Source organism: Streptomyces sp. ISL-1, assembly GCF_018614585.1.
In the GTDB taxonomy this organism is placed as follows: domain Bacteria; phylum Actinomycetota; class Actinomycetes; order Streptomycetales; family Streptomycetaceae; genus Streptomyces; species Streptomyces maoxianensis.
In genome coordinates, this window is sequence record NZ_JAGGOI010000029.1 from 220,916 (window position 1) to 238,890 (window position 17,975).

At 69.4% G+C, this 17,975-nt stretch carries 16 protein-coding genes; 9 read left to right on the plus strand and 7 right to left on the minus strand.

The annotated features are described in order from the left end of the window. Positions 1-47: 47 nt before the first annotated feature. Positions 48-2,780, minus strand: coding sequence for a pyruvate dehydrogenase (acetyl-transferring), homodimeric type (aceE, locus tag J7E87_RS20725; RefSeq protein ID WP_215095960.1), 2,733 nt, complete (start codon positions 2,778-2,780; stop codon positions 48-50). Between the two features lie 456 nt (positions 2,781-3,236). Between aceE and J7E87_RS20730 the strand changes: the two genes are divergently transcribed. The 6 genes from J7E87_RS20730 to J7E87_RS20755 all read left to right on the plus strand — a co-directional run bounded on the left by J7E87_RS20730 (position 3,237) and on the right by J7E87_RS20755 (position 7,673). After that, positions 3,237-3,674 carry a DUF3052 domain-containing protein gene (locus J7E87_RS20730; RefSeq protein ID WP_215095961.1) on the plus strand — a complete coding sequence of 146 codons (438 nt, stop codon included), beginning with the start codon at positions 3,237-3,239 and terminating at the stop codon, positions 3,672-3,674. A 108-nt stretch (positions 3,675-3,782) separates the two neighbouring features. Continuing rightward, positions 3,783-4,241: a peroxiredoxin gene (locus J7E87_RS20735; protein WP_215095962.1), complete on the plus strand. Its 459-nt coding sequence runs from the start codon at positions 3,783-3,785 to the stop codon at positions 4,239-4,241. Positions 4,242-4,362: 121 nt separating this feature from the next. Then, the gene (locus J7E87_RS20740) at positions 4,363-4,938 is read left to right on the plus strand and encodes a TerD family protein (protein ID WP_215095963.1); all 576 of its coding nucleotides are present in this window, start codon (positions 4,363-4,365) and stop codon (positions 4,936-4,938) included. Positions 4,939-5,041: 103 nt separating this feature from the next. Beyond that, positions 5,042-5,617, plus strand: a complete 576-nt coding sequence (locus J7E87_RS20745) for a TerD family protein (RefSeq protein ID WP_215095964.1) — start codon at positions 5,042-5,044, stop codon at positions 5,615-5,617. Positions 5,618-5,692: 75 nt separating this feature from the next. Further along, positions 5,693-6,826 carry a DUF475 domain-containing protein gene (locus J7E87_RS20750; protein WP_215095965.1) on the plus strand — a complete coding sequence of 378 codons (1,134 nt, stop codon included), beginning with the start codon at positions 5,693-5,695 and terminating at the stop codon, positions 6,824-6,826. Between the two features lie 109 nt (positions 6,827-6,935). Further along, positions 6,936-7,673 carry a Tellurium resistance gene (locus J7E87_RS20755; protein ID WP_215095966.1) on the plus strand — a complete coding sequence of 246 codons (738 nt, stop codon included), beginning with the start codon at positions 6,936-6,938 and terminating at the stop codon, positions 7,671-7,673. 7 nt (positions 7,674-7,680) lie between these two features. On the opposite strand, the gene J7E87_RS20760 is transcribed toward J7E87_RS20755, so the two are convergent. Further along, positions 7,681-8,514 (minus strand): TerD family protein, encoded by an 834-nt coding sequence (locus tag J7E87_RS20760; RefSeq protein WP_215095967.1) that lies wholly within the window; start codon positions 8,512-8,514, stop codon positions 7,681-7,683. Positions 8,515-8,691: 177 nt separating this feature from the next. On the opposite strand from J7E87_RS20760, the gene J7E87_RS20765 reads away from it, so the two are divergent. From J7E87_RS20765 to J7E87_RS20775, 3 genes are all read left to right on the plus strand, one after another. After that, positions 8,692-9,855, plus strand: coding sequence for an HpcH/HpaI aldolase/citrate lyase family protein (locus tag J7E87_RS20765; RefSeq protein ID WP_215095968.1), 1,164 nt, complete (start codon positions 8,692-8,694; stop codon positions 9,853-9,855). Continuing rightward, complete coding sequence (locus J7E87_RS20770; RefSeq protein ID WP_215095969.1) at positions 9,856-12,606, plus strand: phosphoribosyltransferase; 2,751 nt, start codon at positions 9,856-9,858, stop codon at positions 12,604-12,606. It abuts the gene before it with no gap. Positions 12,607-12,743: 137 nt separating this feature from the next. Further along, on the plus strand, positions 12,744-13,520 hold the full coding sequence (locus tag J7E87_RS20775) for an HAD family hydrolase (RefSeq protein WP_215096053.1): 777 nt from the start codon (positions 12,744-12,746) through the stop codon (positions 13,518-13,520). A gap of 33 nt (positions 13,521-13,553) precedes the next feature. Here the strand turns inward: J7E87_RS20775 and J7E87_RS20780 are convergent, their stop codons facing one another. The 5 genes from J7E87_RS20780 to J7E87_RS20800 all read right to left on the minus strand — a co-directional run bounded on the left by J7E87_RS20780 (position 13,554) and on the right by J7E87_RS20800 (position 17,940). Beyond that, positions 13,554-13,763, minus strand: coding sequence for a zinc ribbon domain-containing protein (locus tag J7E87_RS20780; protein WP_215095970.1), 210 nt, complete (start codon positions 13,761-13,763; stop codon positions 13,554-13,556). A 165-nt stretch (positions 13,764-13,928) separates the two neighbouring features. Next, positions 13,929-14,573 (minus strand): FCD domain-containing protein, encoded by a 645-nt coding sequence (locus J7E87_RS36185; RefSeq protein WP_308312988.1) that lies wholly within the window; start codon positions 14,571-14,573, stop codon positions 13,929-13,931. 62 nt (positions 14,574-14,635) lie between these two features. Further along, on the minus strand, positions 14,636-15,202 hold the full coding sequence (locus J7E87_RS20790; RefSeq protein ID WP_215095972.1) for a DUF4383 domain-containing protein: 567 nt from the start codon (positions 15,200-15,202) through the stop codon (positions 14,636-14,638). 507 nt (positions 15,203-15,709) lie between these two features. Further along, entirely contained in the window at positions 15,710-17,008 is a 1,299-nt protein-coding gene (locus J7E87_RS20795; protein WP_251017718.1) for a hypothetical protein, read from the minus strand. Between the two features lie 140 nt (positions 17,009-17,148). After that, positions 17,149-17,940, minus strand: coding sequence for a DUF4097 family beta strand repeat-containing protein (locus tag J7E87_RS20800; RefSeq protein ID WP_374195204.1), 792 nt, complete (start codon positions 17,938-17,940; stop codon positions 17,149-17,151). Positions 17,941-17,975 lie beyond the last annotated feature (35 nt).

Here is a 17,975-nt window from a genome sequence, read left to right on the forward strand (position 1 = left end):
GCGGGGACCAGTCCGGGTCCCCGCCGCCCTTCACATTGCTGCGAAACCTACGCGTCGCCGCCGGCCGGGCCCGGGTCGGCCGAGGCCACGTCCAGCAGCTGGTAGCGGTCCACCGCCTGCTTCAGCACCGAGCGGTCGACCTTGCCCTCCCGCGCCAGCTCCGTGAGGACAGCCAGCACGATCGACTGCGCGTCGATGTGGAAGTAGCGACGGGCGGCGCCCCGAGTGTCGGCGAAGCCGAAGCCGTCCGCGCCCAGCGAGGTGTACGTGCCCGGCACCCAACGCGAGATCTGGTCCGGAACCGACCGCATCCAGTCGGAGACGGCCACGAACGGCCCCTCGGAGCCGGACAGCTTCTGCGTCACATACGGCACGCCCTGCTCCTCCTCCGGGTGGAGCAGGTTGTACCGGTCGACGTCGACGGCCTCGCGCCGCAGCTCGTTCCAGGACGTCGCCGACCACACATCGGCGCGCACATTCCACTCCTCGGCGAGGATCCTCTGCGCCTCGACCGCCCAAGGCACGGCGACACCGGACGCCATGATCTGCGCGGGGATGGCGCCGGCCTCGCCCGCCTTGAAGCGGTAGATGCCCTTGAGGATGCCCTCGGCGTCCACATTCTCCGGCTCGGCCGGGTGCCGGATCGGCTCGTTGTAGACGGTGAGGTAGTAGAAGATGTCCTCGGCATCCGGGCCGTACATCCTGCGCAGACCGTCCTGGACGATGTGCGCGATCTCGAAGCCGAAGGCCGGGTCGTACGCGACACAGCCCGGGTTCGTCGAGGCGAGCAGCTGCGAGTGGCCGTCCGCGTGCTGCAGCCCCTCACCGGTCAGGGTCGTGCGTCCCGCGGTCGCACCCAGCACAAAACCGCGTGAAAGCTGGTCGGCCATCTGCCAGAACTGGTCACCGGTGCGCTGGAAACCGAACATCGAGTAGAAGACGTAGACCGGGATCAGCGGCTCGCCGTGCGTGGCGTACGCGGAACCGGCCGCGATCAGCGATGCCGTGCAGCCCGCCTCGGAGATGCCGTCGTGCAGCATCTGCCCGGTCGGCGACTCCTTGTACGCGAGCAGCAGTTCGCGGTCCACCGATTCGTACTGCTGGCCCAGCGGGTTGTAGATCTTGGCGGTCGGGAAGAACGAGTCCATTCCGAAAGTGCGGTACTCGTCCGGCGCGATCAGCACGAAGCGCCTGCCGATCTCCTTGTCCCGCATCAGGTCCTTGAGCAGCCGTACGAACGCCATGGTGGTGGCGATCGCCTGCTGCCCGGAACCCTTCTTGACCGGGGCGTACGTCTTGTCCTCCGGCAGGACCAGCGGCTTGGCCCGCACGACACGGGTCGGGACATACCCGCCCAGCGCCTTGCGCCGGTCGTGCATGTACTGGATCTCCTCCGAGTCGCGGCCCGGGTGGTAGTACGGCGGCGCGCCTTCCTCGAGCTGCTTGTCGCTGATCGGGATGTGCAGCCGGTTGCGGAAGCGCTTGAGGTCGTCGACCGTCAGCTTCTTCATCTGGTGGGTCGCGTTGCGGCCCTCGAAGTTCGGGCCGAGCGTCCAGCCCTTGACGGTCTGGGCGAGGATCACGGTCGGCTGGCCCTTGTGGGCCTTGGCCGCCGAGTACGCCGCGTAGACCTTCTTGTGGTCGTGGCCGCCGCGGCCCAGGTGCAGGATCTGGTCGTCGGACATGTTCTCGACCATGGCGCGCAGCCGGTGGTCGTCGCCGAAGAAGTGCTCGCGGATGTACGCGCCGGTCTCGGTGGCGTACGTCTGGAACTGACCGTCGGGCGTGGTGTTCAGCTTGTTGACCAGCACGCCGTCGCGGTCCTGCGCGAGCAGCGGGTCCCAGGTGCGGTCCCAGACCAGCTTGATGACGTTCCAGCCGGCGCCCCGGAACTGCGACTCCAGCTCCTGGATGATCTTGCCGTTGCCGCGCACCGGGCCGTCGAGCCGCTGCAGATTGCAGTTGACCACGAAGGTCAGGTTGTCCAGACCCTCCCGGGCGGCGATGGACAGCTGGCCGAGCGACTCGGGCTCGTCCATCTCGCCGTCGCCGAGGAACGCCCAGACATGCGACTTGGAGGTGTCGGCGATGCCGCGCGCCTCCATGTAGCGGTTCATCCGGGCCTGGAAGATCGCGCCGAGCGGGCCAAGGCCCATGGATACGGTCGGGAACTCCCAGAAGTCCGGCATCAGCCGTGGGTGCGGGTAGCTCGACAGACCGTCGGGAGCCTTGGACTTCTCCTGGCGGAAGGCGTCGAGCCGGGACTCACTGAGGCGGTCGAGCATGAAGGCGCGTGCGTAGATGCCGGGGGAGGCGTGCCCCTGGAAGAAGATCTGGTCGCCGCCGTCGCCGTCGTCCTTGCCTCGGAAGAAGTGGTTGAAGCCCACGTCGTACAGGGAGGCGGAAGAAGCGAATGTCGCGATGTGGCCGCCGACGCCGATACCCGGGCGCTGCGCGCGGGAGACCATCACCGCGGCGTTCCAGCGGGTCGCGTTGAGGATCTTGCGCTCGATCTCCTCGTTGCCGGGGAAGAACGGCTCGTCCTTGGTGGCGATGGTGTTGACGTAGTCCGTGCTGCGCATCTCGGGCACGGCCACGCGCTTCTCGCGGGCCCGCTCGATCAGTCGGAGCATCAGGTAGCGGGCGCGCTCCCGGCCCCGCTCGTCGACGGCGGCGTCGAGGGAGTCCAGCCACTCCTGGGTCTCTTCAGGATCGAAGTCCGGGACCTGGCTGGGAAGGCCGCCAATGATGATCGGGTTGCGATCGGATCCGGAAGCCACGCTATTCCTCGCTGTTCGGTGGTTCTGCGTCTACGGGACGCAGGGGATGTCTGCTCGGTGTCGCACCGCCTCCCATCGTGTACCGCGGGGAGGCAAACGTCATCTCTACCGAGGGGTAACCCCAGCTCTGGGCGACATCGGGCCCGAACCTCTGTTCCGGGTCGGGGCAAATCGCAACCTTACGCCCAACCCGTGAATGCGTTTCGTTTCGCTGTTCGGTTCCGATTGGCTCATCGAAGGGGCAGAATGCGCAAAGACGGCCGAATGGTGTCCCATGAATCAGCAGAGGGCGTCGAGCGTGCCTGGAGTTGCGTCGAGACGGCCGTAAACGTCACCGTTTCGGCGGTCTGGACGGCCGGGTACTTGCGCGATCCGTCCCGCCCGTGTGGACTACGGCCAATGCCACGCGTACGCGCGAGGTTGCAGGATTTTCCGAAAACGATCAGGAGGCAAGCCGTGAGCGCGACCGCGGACCACGCGGAGGAGCGGACCAACCCAGCCGCAAGGCTGGGGTTCGAGCCCGGACAGGTGGTCCAGGAGATCGGCTACGACGACGACGTCGAGCAGGAGCTCCGTGAGGGCATCGAGGCCGTGACGGGCCAGGAAATCGTCGACGAGGACTACGACGACGTCGCAGACGTCGTATTGCTGTGGTTCCGGGACGAGGACGGCGACCTTACGGACGCACTGGTTGACGCCATCGGTCTGATCGAGGAGGGCGGAGCCGTCTGGCTGTTGACGCCCAAGACCGGCCGTGACGGGTACGTCGAACCCAGCGACGTCAACGAGGCCGCACAGACCGCGGGACTCTCCCAGACCAAGAGCATCAACGCCGGTAAGGACTGGACCGGCAGCAGGCTGGTGACTCCCAAGGCGGCGAAGTCGAAGCGCTGAACCGCAGCAGCAGGCCCCGGGCCCCCGCCGACCTAGGTCGGCGGGGGCCTTCTGCGTAGGGTGGGAGACCACTGGATCAGGACTGTCCGCGTCGAAGGGATGCACGTCATGGCGATCGAGGTCGGCACCAAGGCCCCGGATTTCGAGTTGAAGGACAACCACGGCCGCACCGTGAGCCTCGCCGAGTTCCGCGGCGAGAAGAATGTGGTGCTCCTCTTCTACCCCTTCGCCTTCACCGGCGTGTGCACGGGCGAGCTGTGCGCGCTCCGTGACGAGCTGCCGGCGTTCGTCAATGACGACACCCAGCTGCTCGCCGTCTCCAACGACTCCATCCACACGCTGCGCGTCTTCGCCGAGCAGGAGGGCCTGGAGTACCCGCTGCTCTCGGACTTCTGGCCGCACGGCGAGACCTCGCGCGCGTACGGCGTGTTCGACGAGGAGAAGGGGTGCGCGGTGCGCGGAACCTTCATCATCGACAAGGAGGGCGTGGTCCGCTGGACGGTCGTCAACGGCTTGCCGGACGCCCGTGACCTCAACGACTACGTCAAGGCGCTGGACACCCTCTGATTCTTCGGGCTATCCCTGCGCTAAAGGCTGTTTGAGCGGGAACCGGTCACTAGGATCCACTCGTTGATCCGACACCAACGCACGACGGGGGCGCTGCCCCTGACGACACCTGGAGGGACTCGTGGGAGTCAGCCTCAGCAAGGGCGGCAACGTCTCGCTGACCAAGGCCGCGCCCAACCTGACCGCGGTCACCGTGGGCCTGGGCTGGGACGCACGCAGCACCACCGGCACCGACTTCGACCTCGACGCCAGCGCCCTGCTGACCAACGCCGAGGGCAAGGTCGCCACCGACGGCAATTTTGTCTTCTTCAACAACCTCAAGAGCGCCGACGGCTCCGTCGAGCACACCGGTGACAACATCACGGGTGAGGGCGAGGGTGACGACGAGCAGATCAAGGTCAATCTCGCCTCGGTTCCGGCCGACGTCGAGAAGATCGTCTTCCCCGTCTCGATCTACGAGGCCGAGAGCCGTCAGCAGTCGTTCGGCCAGGTTCGCAACGCGTTCATCCGCGTCGTCAACCAGGCCGGCGGCGCTGAGCTCGCGCGCTACGACCTGAGCGAGGACGCCTCGACCGAGACCGCGATGGTCTTCGGCGAGCTCTACCGCAACGGCGCGGAGTGGAAGTTCCGTGCCATCGGCCAGGGTTATGCCTCGGGCCTGCGCGGCATCGCGCAGGACTTCGGCGTAAACGTCTGAGCCAGCAGCACCAGCAGCATCTCCGCTTCCGGCGCCGCACATTTTCCGTGCGGCGCCGGAGGTGCCTGTACAACCGTCACCGTCATCCGGGGAGGACCAAAACATGGGCGTCACGCTCGCCAAGGGAGGCAATGTCTCCCTCTCCAAGGCCGCACCGAACCTCATACAGGTGTTGGTCGGGCTCGGTTGGGACGCGCGCTCCACCACCGGAGCACCCTTCGACCTCGACGCCAGCGCGCTGCTGTGCGAGTCGGGCCGGGTGCTCGGCGACGAGTACTTCGTCTTCTACAACAACCTCAAGAGCCCCGAAGGCTCCGTCGAGCACACCGGTGACAACCTCACGGGTGAGGGCGAGGGCGACGACGAGTCGCTGCTGGTGGACCTCTCCAAGGTGCCCGCCAATGTCGACAAGATCATCTTCCCGGTCTCCATTCATGAGGCGGACAACCGAGGCCAGGCATTCGGCCAGGTCAGCAATGCCTTCATCCGGGTGGTGAACCAGGCGGACGGCCAGGAGCTCGCGCGCTACGACCTGAGCGAGGACGCTTCGACCGAGACCGCGATGATCTTCGGCGAGCTCTACCGCTATGGCGGCGAATGGAAGTTCCGGGCCGTGGGGCAGGGGTACGCGTCGGGGCTGCGAGGCATCGCTCTAGACTTCGGGGTCAATGTTTCGTAAAGCCGCGCACGGCGCGAGGGGAGACCCACCCCCAGACTCCGTCCGGGGACACCCCCATAACACGATTGGGTACCAGTGGTTCTGAAAACCTTCGGCTGGTCGTTCGCGGTCACCGCGCTCGGTCTGGTCGCAGCGATCTTGTTCGGCGGGTGGACGGCGTTCGGCATCGTCGCGATCCTGTCCGTTCTAGAGATCTCGCTGTCTTTCGACAACGCGGTGGTCAACGCCGGAATCCTGAAGAAGATGAGTGCCTTCTGGCAGAGGATCTTCCTTACGGTCGGCGTGCTCATTGCCGTGTTCGGCATGCGACTGATCTTCCCCGTCGTGATCGTCGCCATCAGTGCCAAGATCGGCCCGATCGAGGCGGTCGACCTGGCGTTCAACGACGCCGAGCGCTACGAGCAGCTGGTCACTGACGCGCACCCGTCGATCGCCGCGTTCGGTGGCATGTTCCTGCTGATGATCTTCCTCGACTTCATTTTCGAGGACCGCGACATCAAGTGGCTCGGCTGGCTGGAGCGGCCGCTGGCCAAGCTCGGCAAGATCGACATGCTGTCGGTCTGCATCGCGCTGATCGTGCTCCTCGTCGCCGCCATTACCTTCGCGCCCGATGCGCACCAGCACGCCGGGCACGCCGACAAGTCGGCGACGGTGCTGCTATCCGGCGTCGCGGGTCTGATCACGTATCTGGTCGTCGGTGGTCTCTCCGGCTTCTTCGAGAACAGGATCGAGGAAGAGGAGGAGCGCGAGCACGAGGCCGAGGAAGAGGCCAGGAAGAGCGGCAAGAAGGTTTCCGCGACCCAGCTGGTCGGCAAGGCCGCGTTCTTCATGTTCCTGTACCTCGAGGTCCTGGACGCGTCGTTCTCCTTCGACGGTGTCATCGGCGCCTTCGCCATCACCAACGACATCGTGCTGATGGCGCTCGGCCTCGGCATCGGCGCCATGTACGTGCGGTCGCTCACGGTCTACCTGGTCCGCCAGGGCACCCTGGACGACTACGTCTACCTGGAGCACGGTGCGCACTACGCGATCGGCGCGCTCGCGGTGATCCTCCTGGTCACCATCGAGTACCAGATCAGCGAGATCATCACCGGTCTGGTGGGCGTGGTGCTGATCGCCGCGTCGTTCTGGTCGTCGGTGCGGCGCAACAGGGCGCTCGCGGCGGCCGAGGCGCAGCCGGGCGCACCACAGGACTCCGCGAAGGTGTGACCCTGCGGGGATTGAGGAACGCTCTGAGCGGGGCGGCTCCGAGGCACGGCCTCGGAGCCGCCCCGCGGGGGTTCACAGCGGGGTTCACCGACGCAACTGGGGGTGGGGCATGGCTTTCTGGGACAGCCTGTGGCGGGGCAGGGCCGCGCAGTTCGACTCGGGCAGTGCAGCGTCGAACTCCATCGAGCTGACCAAACGGCACCCGACGGTCTCGCTCACCAAGCAGGGCGCGGCCACCGGCAATCTGCGCGTCAACCTCTCCTGGCGGATGCGCACGTCCGACATCGAGGGCAGGTCCAAACAGAGCGGCAGGCTGCTGCGGCACCCCTTCAAGCTCTTCCAGCCCGATGTGGTGCAGGCACACACCCAGGGTGTGGTCAATGTGGACCTCGACCTCGGCTGTCTGTACGAGCTCGTGGACGGCACCAAGGGCGTGGTGCAGCCGCTGGGCAGCTTCTTCGGCAGTATCAACGAGGCGCCGTACGTGAAGCTCAGCGGCGACGACCGGTTCGGCTCCCCCTCCGGCGAGACGATCTACGTCAATCTCGACCACCGTGAGTCGATCAAACGGCTGCTGTTCTTCGCCTACATCTACGACCAGACGCCGGCCTTCGACCGTACGCACGCGCATGTGACGCTCTACCCCAGCAACGGCCCGAGGGTCGAGATAGAACTCGACGAACGCGCGCCGCAGGCCCGCTCCTGTGCCGTGTTCTCCATGGAGAACGTGAAGGGCGAACTGGTCGTGCGCCGTGAGGTGAAGTTCGTGTACGGCTTCCAGGCGGAGCTGGACCGGCTGTACGGGTGGGGCCTGCAGTGGGGACGCGGGTACAAGAACCGGGTCTGACCCGCGCTTACGGCCGTATGAACTGGGGGCCCATCGGGGGCAGCCGGAAGTTCGGGTCGGGCGCGTAGGCGGCCGCGGCGGCGGGCTGCGGGTAGCCGTAGGCCGACGGCGCGGCGGCCTGGGTCGCCGCGGGCTGCGGGTATCCATAGGCGGGCTGAGGGTATCCGTACCCCGGCTGCGCGCTGTCCGGTGTGCCCTGGGCCGGGGACGCGGTCTGCTGGGGCGCGGGCTGGGGGTATCCGTAGCCCGGCTGCGGCTCGGGCTGGGCCGACGGTTCCGCCGCCGCCTCCGCCTCGTCCACCGAGATGCCGAACTCCGTGGCCAGACCCACCAGACCGGTCGGGTAGCCCTGCCCCACCGCGCGGAACTTCCAGCCCTCCCCGCGCCGGTACAGCTCGCCGCAGATGATCGCCGTCTCCTCGCCCGTCTCCGGCTTCACATGGAAGACGGTCAGCGGCTCGCCGTCGGTCAGGGCCGCGTCGTAGAGCAGTATCCGCAGATCCCGTACATGCTGGAAGGTGTCGCCGTCCGAGGACGCGGCGAGCACCACCTGATCGACCGACGCGTCGAGTGAGGAGAGATCCGCCTCGACCGTGTCCGTCAGATGCTCGGCGACACGCTTCTTGGGGAGCCGGCGCACCAGGCCCGACGGATGGCGCGGCTGGTTGTAGAAGACGAAGTCCTCGTCCGAGCGCACACGGCCGTCGGGGCCGAGCAGCAGGGCGGAGGCGTCCACATCGGGGACCCCTGCGCCCGGGGTCCAGCGCAGCACGGCCCGTACCGCCGTGACATCGAGAGGGACGTTCGAGCCCTTCAGCATCGCGTGCGTCATGTCCGTCATCCTGCCTTCCCGGTGGCCGCATGGACAACGCGGGGGCCCTTGTTCTCCGGCCGGGACATGGGCATGGTGCAAGCGGGTTACCTGGAATTCATGGGCTTGGGGAACTCTTGACACAGAGTCGTACGTACTATTACCGGCCACCTCAGTCGGGCCGCCAAGACAGTACGGGGGAAACAAATGCGTCACTTCGGGCATCTCTCGCCTACTGTCCGTGAGAATCTGTTCCATCGGGAGCCGTGCGAATTCACCGCCGCGTCTCCTGTCCGCACGCTCGCCACCGCGCTCGGAGCCACCCTCTACAGCCCGGCCACCCGGCCGAAGCTCGCCGACGACGTGCTCAAGCAGGTGGGCCGCGGGGTCGTCTCCATGGTCCTCTGCCTGGAGGATTCCATCGACGACGCGGATGTGGCCGCGGCCGAGGAGAACCTGGTCCGGCAGTTCGCCGAACTCGACGCGCGGGGCGCGGAGCTGCCGCTGCTCTTCATCCGGGTCCGCGAGGCCGGGCAGATTCAGGACCTGGTGGAGCGGCTGGGCCCCTCGGTTCGCCGACTGTCCGGATTCGTACTGCCGAAGTTCACGGAGGAGCGGGGCGTTCCGTTTCTGGAGGCGCTCACCTCCGCGGAATCTGCGAGCGGTCGGCGGCTCTTCGCGATGCCCGTGCTGGAATCGCCGGAGCTCCTCCACCTAGAGACGAGGACGGATACGCTCACAGGGATCGCCCGCACGCTGAACAAATACCGCGAGCGGGTACTTGCGCTGCGACTGGGAGTCACGGACTTCTGCTCGGCGTACGGGCTGCGCCGGTCGCCCGACATGACCGCCTACGACGTCCAGATCGTCGCCGCGGTCATCGCGGACGTGGTGAACGTCCTGGGACGGGCGGACGGCACCGGATACACGGTGACCGGCCCTGTGTGGGAGTACTTCCGGCTCCAGGAGCGCATGTTCAAGCCCCAGCTGCGCCGAAGCCCCTTCATGGAGAGCCGTGCGGAGGAACTGCGCACCGCGCTCATCGAGCACGACCTGGACGGCCTGCTCCGCGAGATCGGGCTCGACCGGGCGAACGGGCTGCAGGGCAAGACCTGCATTCACCCCTCGCATGTGCTTCCCGTGCACGCGCTGTCCGTCGTCAGTCACGAAGAGTTCTGCGACGCGCAGGACATCCTGCAGCCGGAGCGGGGCGGCGGAGGCGTGATGCGTTCCGCGTACACGAACAAGATGAACGAAGTGAAGCCGCACCGGGCCTGGGCCGAGCGCACACTGCTGCGTGCCGAGGTCTTCGGGGTGGCCAACGAGGAGGTCGGCTTCGTGGAGCTGCTCACGGCCGGAATCTCCGGCTGAATGACGAGGAGAGAGACAGACACCGTGGTGTGGTCGGGAACGTGGGTCGCTGAGCGGCTCGGCGTCGAACTCGTCGGAGACGCGACGCTGAGCGGCATGCTGGGGCTGGCCCTGCGCCGCAATCCCAAGCGCGCGCATCTGCTCGTGTCGAACGTGCTGGGCAAGCATGTGCCGCAGTCACCGGCGGTGGTGTATGGCGCGGGGTACGGACTCGGTGAGCGGGTGCGGGAGTTGCTCGGCCCCGAGGACGCGTCGCGCGCGGTGGTCCTGGGCTACGCGGAGACGGCGACGGGCCTTGGCCACTCGGTGGCGGACGGGGTGGGCCTCGCGCCGTATCTGCACTCCACGCGCCGCCCGGTCGAGGGCGTGGAACGGGCGGGCGGCTTCGAGGAGTCCCACTCGCACGCGACGTCACACCTGCTGCTGCCCGAGGACTCGCGGCTGCTGGCGGGGGACGGCCCGCTGGTGCTGGTGGACGACGAGTTCTCGACGGGCAACACCGTGCTCAACACGATCCGCGACCTGCATCAGCGCTACCCGCGCGACCGGTACGTGATCGTGGCACTGGTCGACATGCGCTCGGACGACGACCGCGACCGCCTGTCGGTCTTCGCGCGGGAACTCGGCGCGCGGGTGGACCTGGTGGCACTGGCGTCGGGGACGGTACGGCTCCCGGAGGGCGTGCTGGAGAAGGGCCAGGCGCTGGTGGCCGAGCATGAGGCGGCCGGCGGGGCGGCGGGTTCGCCCCCGGGCGCGGCGGGCTCGGCTTCGGGCTCAGGCTCGACTTCGGCTTCGGGCGCGGTGGGCTCGGCTTCGGGCTCGGGCTCGGCTTCGGGCGCGGTGGGCTCGGCTTTGGGCTCGGGCTCGGCTTCGGGCGCGGTGGGCTCGGCTTTGGGCTCGGCCCCGACTGCGCAGCCGCCGACGGGCAGTACGGCTGCGGGTGTGGGCTCGCTCCCCGGCGCGGGTGCGTCGGGTGCCGGGGACCCGGGCTCGCTTCCCGGCGCGGAGGTGCCGGCGGGCGACGCGGGCCTGGCCGGCAAGGCCGCGGCGCAAGCCACCCCCCGCCGCGCCGTGCGCGTCGAGCTCGGGTGGCCCCGTGGGGTGCCCGACGGGGGGCGGCATGGGTTTACGCCCCGGCACCGGGAACAGTTGGAGGGCGCCCTGCCGGGCATGGCCGCGCGCATCGACGCCGCGCTCGGCGAGACCGCCACGGGCCGCTCGCGTCGCGTCCTCGTACTCGGCTTCGAGGAGCTGATGTACGCGCCTCTCCGGCTCGGGACCGCTCTTGAGCAGGTCATCGACGCCGGCGTGCGGTACTCCACCACCACCCGCTCGCCCGTCCTGGCCGTCGACGACCCCGGCTACGCCATTCGCAGCCGACTCGTCTTCCCCGCCCACGACAATCCCGCCGACGGCCCCGGCGAGCGGTACGCCTACAACGTGGCGGGCGCCGGCTTCGACGCCGTCGTAGCCGTCGTCGACTCGGCAGCCGACACCCCCCAACTGCACGCCCCCGACGGCCTGTTGGCCCAGCTCGCCGCGCACACCCCGCACGTCTTGCTGGCGGTCGTCCCCAGCTACGTACCCCAATACGTACCCGAAAGAGCTGCCATGCTGCCCGAGCCCCTCCGCGGCCCCGAGTTCTCCTCCTACGCGGCGGACGACGTCGGCTGGCTGCTCCAGGATCTGTCCGAGACCGAGCTGGAGGCCCCCACGGAGGAGCGCGAGGAGGCCATCCAGGGCGGCGCGCACTACGCCGAGTCGCTGCCCGTCGAGTACCAGCCCAGCGCCCAGTACCAGCAGCTGTTCAAGGCCGCGCTGGAGACCTCCGCGGTCCGGATAGCCCGGGCCGTCGGCACCGTAACGGAGACGGTCCTCGCCGAACGGTCCCCACGGCCCGTACTCGTTTCGCTGGCCCGCGCCGGCACCCCCGTCGGCGTGCTGATGCGCCGCTGGGCCCAGCATCGGCACGGCCTGGACCTGCCGCACTACGCCGTGTCCATCGTCCGCGGCCGCGGCATCGACACCAACGCCCTGCGCTGGCTCCAACAGCACCACGACCCGGCCGACGTCGTGTTCGTCGACGGCTGGACCGGCAAGGGCGCGATCACCCGTGAACTGGCCGACGCGCTCGCCGAGTTCGAGGGCTTCAACCCCGAGATCGCCGTTCTCGCCGACCCCGGCGGCTGCGTCCGCACCTACGGCACCCGAGAGGACTTCCTCATCCCCTCCGCCTGCCTCAACTCCACGGTCTCCGGCCTGATATCGCGTACGGTGCTCCGCGCCGACCTGGTCGGGCCGAACGACTTCCACGGCGCGAAGTTCTACCGCGAGCTTGCCGGCAGCGACGTCTCGGAACACTTCCTGGACACCGTCGCCGCCCGCTTCGACGAGGTCGCGACCGCCGTCGACGCCGACGTCAAGGAGCTCCTGTCGGCGGACCGCGTGCCCACCTGGGAAGGCTGGGCCGCCGTCGAGCGGATCAGCGAGGAGTACGGCATCCACGATGTGAACCTGGTCAAGCCGGGCGTCGGCGAGACGACGCGCGTACTGCTGCGTCGCGTGCCCTGGAAGATCCTCGCCAAGCGCGGCGCGGGCGCCGACCTCGACCATGTACGGCTGCTGGCCGAGCAGCGCGGCGTACCGGTCGAGGAGGTCGACGAACTTCCCTACACCTGCGTCGGGTTGATCCACCCCCAGTACACCCGCGGCGCGACCGGCGCGGACGGCAAGGCGGTGTCGGCCCTGTGAGCACCGCAGCGCAGAGGCAAACGCAGACGCGTACGGGTGGGCAGTCGCTTACGGATGCGCAGACGCGGACGCTTACCGGTGCGCAGGCGCGTACTCGGACGAAGACGCTTGTCGCCAGCGACCTCGACCGCACCCTCATCTACTCCGCCCCCGCCCTCCAGCTCCCCATGCCGGACGCGGACGCACCCCGCCTGCTCTGCGTCGAGGTGTACGAACGCAAGCCGCTGTCGTATCTCACGGAGACCGCGGCCGGGCTGCTGACCCAGCTCGCCGCCGACACCGTCTTCGTGCCGAGCACCACCCGCACTCGCGAGCAGTACCACCGCATCCATCTCCCGGGCCCCGCCCCCGAGTTCGCGATCTGCGCCAACGGCGGACACCTCCTCGTCGACGGCGTGTCCGACCCCGGATGGCAGCGGCAGGTCGCCGCCCGCCTCGCTGACGAGTGCGCCTCGCTCGCCGAGGTACGCGACCACCTGCTCGCGGCCGCCGACCCCGCCTGGCTGCTCAAGGAGCGGATCGCCGAAGGGCTCTTCGCCTACCTCGTCGTCGAGCGCGGCCTGCTGCCCGAGGGCTGGGTCAAGGAACTCGCCGAATGGGCGGGGGGCCGCGGCTGGACCGTTTCGCTCCAGGGGCGCAAGATCTACGCCGTGCCCCAGCCGCTCACGAAGAGCGCGGCGGTCCGCGAAATCGCCCGCCGCACGGATGCCGAGCAGATCCTCGCGGCCGGGGACTCCCTCCTCGACGCCGATCTGCTGTTCGCCGCGGACCGCGCCTGGCGGCCGGGCCACGGAGAGCTCGCCGACAGCGGCTGGATCGCCCCGAACGTCGAGGTGCTGGATGAGACCGGTGTCGTCGCGGGCGAGGAGATCCTGCGCCGGTTCAGCCTTGCCGCGGCCCCGCCTCCGGCCTGACCGGACGGCGGCGGGGCGGCCGGGGTGAGGGCCTCAGCCGCAGCAGCCGCCTCCGCAGCAGCCCCCGCCTCCGCCGCTGGGCGCGGGCGCGGACTTCGTACCGCCGACGGCGACGGCCGAGAGCAGCTTGACGGTGTCCTCGTGGCCGGCCGGGCAGCTCGCCGGGTCGGAGGACTGGGCCATCGGCCGGTTCACTTCAAAGGAGTCGCCGCAGCTGCGGCAGCGGTATTCGTAACGAGGCATGGCGTCAGGTTATCGGCAAGCGCGCCGGCCGCCGGGTGGCGCTCGACAGGTGGCGCATCACGGGTGCCGGTCACAGGCGCTCGCGCTGCTGCGGGTGTTCGCGCCACGGGTCGCGATTACGGCTGTTCGCGCCTCGGGTCGCGCATCAAGGGCGGGCGCTCGACGCTACGGGTGTTCGCGCATCGCGACGTCGAGCAGTTCGAGCGTGGCCATGTATGCGCCGTCCACGTCCCGCTCCCGTACTCGCTCCACGACCACCGCGTGCACGCCGACCGGATCCTCCGGCGTACCCGCCAGGTGCACCCGCCGGTCGCGCTCGATGAGCACCGGGATGATCACCCGGCGCATCTGCGCGAAGAACCGGTTGCGCGAGGCGGCCAGCAGGGCGGTGTGGAACGACGCGTCCGAGCGCACGCCGAGCACTGGATCGTCCCCGGCCGCCCTCATCGCGTCCACCGCCGCGTCGAGTGCCGCGAGGTCCTGCTCGCTGCGGTGTTCGGCGGCGAGTGAGGCGGCGGCCGGTTCGATGGAACGGCGCAGCTCCAGCATGTCGGCGAAGAAGTCGGTCGGCGCACCGGCGGCAAGCGTCCAGCGCAGTACGTCGGCGTCCAGGAGGTTCCAGTCGTCCCGGGGCCGTACGAACGCGCCGCGCCGCCGGCGGGCGCCGACCAGGCCCTTCGTCGTCAACACCTTGATCGCTTCGCGCAGCCCGCTGTGGCTGACGTCCAGCTCGGCCGTCAGCTCCGGCAGATCGAGAGCGTCGCCCTCGGCGCAGGTGCCGTCGAAGATCCGGCGGGCAAGACCCTCCACGGCGGCGCCGTGCACCCCGCGGCCCGCGTATCCGGCGTATACGGCGCTGCTCGTGTCGGCCTCTACTCGCCTGTTCCCTTTCGTAGCACCTCACCCCGTTCGCGCCGCTGGGCGCGCTGCTCCTGGTCCGCCTCGTCGGGGTGGCGGGCCCTCCAGTAAGGGTTGTCGTGCGGCAGCGTCGCGCTGACCCGCCCGTACATGCCGAAGAACATCAGCATCACGCCCGCCACAAAGCTGAACAGCACGTTCTGGATGTGGAAGGCGAGGAAGTTGAAGTCGGTCTCCAGCAGGCCGAGATTGAGGAAGCCGCTGAGGATGAAGGCGACGCCGAGGACCATGTTCAGGGTCGAGGCGAAGTTGCCGCCGATGATCATCCCGACGAAGAGCAGCAGCCCGACGCAGATGGAGAGGACGCTCAGCGAGCCGTTGGTGTTGAGCCCCGCGACGGTGTCACCGCTGATGTCGAAGAAGCCGACCTTGTTGACCAGACCCAGAATGCCGAAAGCGAGCAGCACGAGACCCATGAGACCTGCGCCCACGCGGTAGATCTGGCTGAGGCGATGGTCGACGGGGAGATGTTCGTCGAGCCTGATGCGGCGGGTTTCGTGGCGCGGTGCGTGTGTTGCCATGTCTGGGCTCCCTTTGTGCGTACTCGTACCCCAAGGATCCGCCCGGGGGCGCGGCCGGACAACCAGGGAGACGTCCAGGGTGCTGGGGGCGGGGGGGCCCACGCCCGTCCGGGGGCCGCGGCTCATGGGCCGCATCCCGGGTGCCCGGCGGCGCGGGGGCTCAGGCCCGTCCGGGGCGGGGGCTGGCCCTCGGCGGCGCGGGGTTCCAGGCTCGTCCGGGGGCGGGGCTGGCTGGCCCGGGCTGCTCGGCGGCGCGGGGTCTCAGGCCCGTCTGGGGGCGGGGCTGGCTGGCCCGGGCTGCTCGGCGGCGCGGTCATGCCGTCCGGGGGCGGGCTCGGGGGAGCCGTGTTCCGGGCCTCAGGGGGAGCCGGGCCGGGGGAGCCGCTGGGGGGCAGCGCCCCGGAATCTCCGGCGGCGGAGGTCCGGACCGACCGGGCTGGATCCCCGGTGGCGGAGGTCCGGCCCGTCCGGGGGCACCGCCCATGCCGGGCGGGCCCGGGGGCGGTGTCAGGCGCCGCCCGTGCCGCGGTCCTCGCGGATCTGCTCGACCACGCGCGCCGCCGCGCGCCGTACCGCCTCGGTCTCCATCAGAAAGTGCCAGTAGTCGGGGTGCAGGCCCTCCAGCCCGACACTTGCCCGCTCCAGTCGGGCCACCGCGTCGTCCAGCGGCCTGGCATGACGCGGATCCGGGGTGTTGCGCCCGGCCATGGCGAGGCGCTGCGCGTCGCGGATGGCGAACCGGGTCCGGTCGATCTCCTGCTGCGGATCCTTCGCCACGGCATTGAGCTGCCGCAGCCGGTCGCCGGCCGCGGAGACCGCCTCATCGGTGGCGTTCAGCAGCGCCCGTACCGTACTGAGCAGGGCCGTCGCGTCCGCCCACCGCTGCTCGTCGCGCGCCTTGGCCGCCTCCCGGAGCTTCTCCTCGGCCTGGCGGACGCTGATCGCCGCCTGCTCGGGGACGGGCTGCAGATCCTGCCAGCAGGCGGCGGAGAAACGCCGCCGCAGCTCGCTCAGGACTGGCTCGACGGATCCGGCGCGGTTGGTGAGGGCCTCCGCGCGTGTACGGAGGGACACCAGGCGTTTGTCCGTCTCGGCGGCGCGCTCGGGCAGCCGCTCGGCCTCGGCGCGTACGGCTTCGGCGTCGCGCAGCACGCGGTCGGCGCGCTGGAGGGTCTCGGCCACGCCGTGCCGCCCGGCGCCCTGATTGAGCATGGTCAGCTCGGGGGCGAGGGCGGCGAGGCGAGCCGCGAGATCGTCCGCGCGCAAGCCGGAGCCTCGCGCCGAATCGAGGGCGTTGCTCGCGGCAAGGAGCGCCTGTCTCGCCCGCTCCACGGCGGGGGCGAGCCGGGCGAGCTGCGTCTCGGCCTTGTCGAGCAGCGGCCCGAGCCCCTGCGCAAACCGGTCGAGGTCCGCCTTGACCCGTACGAGCTCGTCCTTGGCGCTGGTGAGTTCACCGCGTGCATGCGCGGCAACGGAGGCTTCGAGGCCGTCCCGGTCGAGGTCGTGGGCGTCGACGGCGGTGATGTACCGACGGCTCACCTCGTCGATCCGCTGCCCCAGCGCGGCGAAGTCGTCCACGGCGCGGTGCGCCCCCGGCGAACTGTCCACCGCGGAGATCGTCTCGATCGAGATCCGCAGATCGCGCTGGGCGGTGTCCAGCTCGAGGAAGGCCGCGGCGGCGGCGTCCTTCGCGGCCTGCGCATCGGCCCGCTGACTCTCCCCGCGCCCGCCGAACCAGCGCCGAGTCCCCCCGCCGGCGAACGCGCCCGGCAGCGCAGCGACGATCAACGGCACAGGCAGCAGCATCAGCGCGAGGACATCCCGGACGGCACTCGCCTGCCCTCTTGCATGAGGCCGCGCGTGTCTCGCCGTCACATCCCTCTCCCGTGCCGTGTCGCCCTGCCCGGTTCATTCTCCCACCAGGTAATGACGAACACACGGGCCTGTTAGTTCGCGCTTCGTACCGTGACTTTGCCGTTGTCGCTGCGGGCCCTGACGACGTGAGAGCTGCTGTCGTCGGTCGGCACGTCGATGTCCACACCGCCGTTGTCGCTCTTGGCAGTCACGGCGTACGGAGCCCCCGCGCCCGGCAGCTCGATGGTGATCCCGCCGTTGTCACTGACGGTCTCCACCCGATCGGGCACGGCGACGAGCCCGAGCCGCACAGACCCGTTGTCCGACCGGACGCTCACGGTCTTGGCGCTGACGCGCTCAGTGACGACGGCCCCGTTGTCGCTGACGAGCCGGAGCGGCCCGCTGGAGTCCCGCACGGTCACGGCGCCGTTGTCGGACCGGATCTTCAGCGCGGTGTCGAACCCAGTGGCGGTGACGCTCCCGTTGTCGTCCTCCACGGTCACGGCGACCCCACGCGGCACCTTGACGGTGTGCCGCGCCTCGCAGTCGCTGGCAACGGCATCACACTTCACCCGCAGGGTCAGCGTCCCGTCCTTCATCTTCCAGGATGCCTCGGGCCCGTTCCCCATGAATACCCACCCGTCGACCTGCCGGGTCACCTGCACTTCTTTGACGTCGGCGGTCACGAGCTCGATGACGGAGTCGTCGGAGTCGATGGTGAGCGACTTTCCGGCGAGGGGGAACGACTTGCTCTCGACGGGGGCTTCCCCGGCATCAGCACTGCCGCACCCGGCAAGCGCGCCGGCGAGGAGGGCGACGCCGGCGGCGGCGACGAGCGCACGGGCGCGGGTGGCGTGGTGGGTACGGAATGCGGCCACAGTGATCGTCCCCCAGGTAGTAAGGCAGAGCAGTTCCGCTT

Coding starts and splice junctions, on each gene's coding strand:
- J7E87_RS20735 (WP_215095962.1), top strand. CDS start 3,783: ATGGCGATCGAGGTCGGCACCAAGGCCCCGGATTTCGAGTTGAAGGAC.
- J7E87_RS20745 (WP_215095964.1), top strand. CDS start 5,042: ATGGGCGTCACGCTCGCCAAGGGAGGCAATGTCTCCCTCTCCAAGGCC.
- J7E87_RS20755 (WP_215095966.1), top strand. CDS start 6,936: ATGGCTTTCTGGGACAGCCTGTGGCGGGGCAGGGCCGCGCAGTTCGAC.
- J7E87_RS20760 (WP_215095967.1), bottom strand. CDS start 8,514: ATGACGGACATGACGCACGCGATGCTGAAGGGCTCGAACGTCCCTCTC.
- J7E87_RS20765 (WP_215095968.1), top strand. CDS start 8,692: ATGCGTCACTTCGGGCATCTCTCGCCTACTGTCCGTGAGAATCTGTTC.
- J7E87_RS20770 (WP_215095969.1), top strand. CDS start 9,856: ATGACGAGGAGAGAGACAGACACCGTGGTGTGGTCGGGAACGTGGGTC.
- J7E87_RS20780 (WP_215095970.1), bottom strand. CDS start 13,763: ATGCCTCGTTACGAATACCGCTGCCGCAGCTGCGGCGACTCCTTTGAA.
- J7E87_RS20790 (WP_215095972.1), bottom strand. CDS start 15,202: ATGGCAACACACGCACCGCGCCACGAAACCCGCCGCATCAGGCTCGAC.
- J7E87_RS20795 (WP_251017718.1), bottom strand. CDS start 17,008: ATGCTGCTGCCTGTGCCGTTGATCGTCGCTGCGCTGCCGGGCGCGTTC.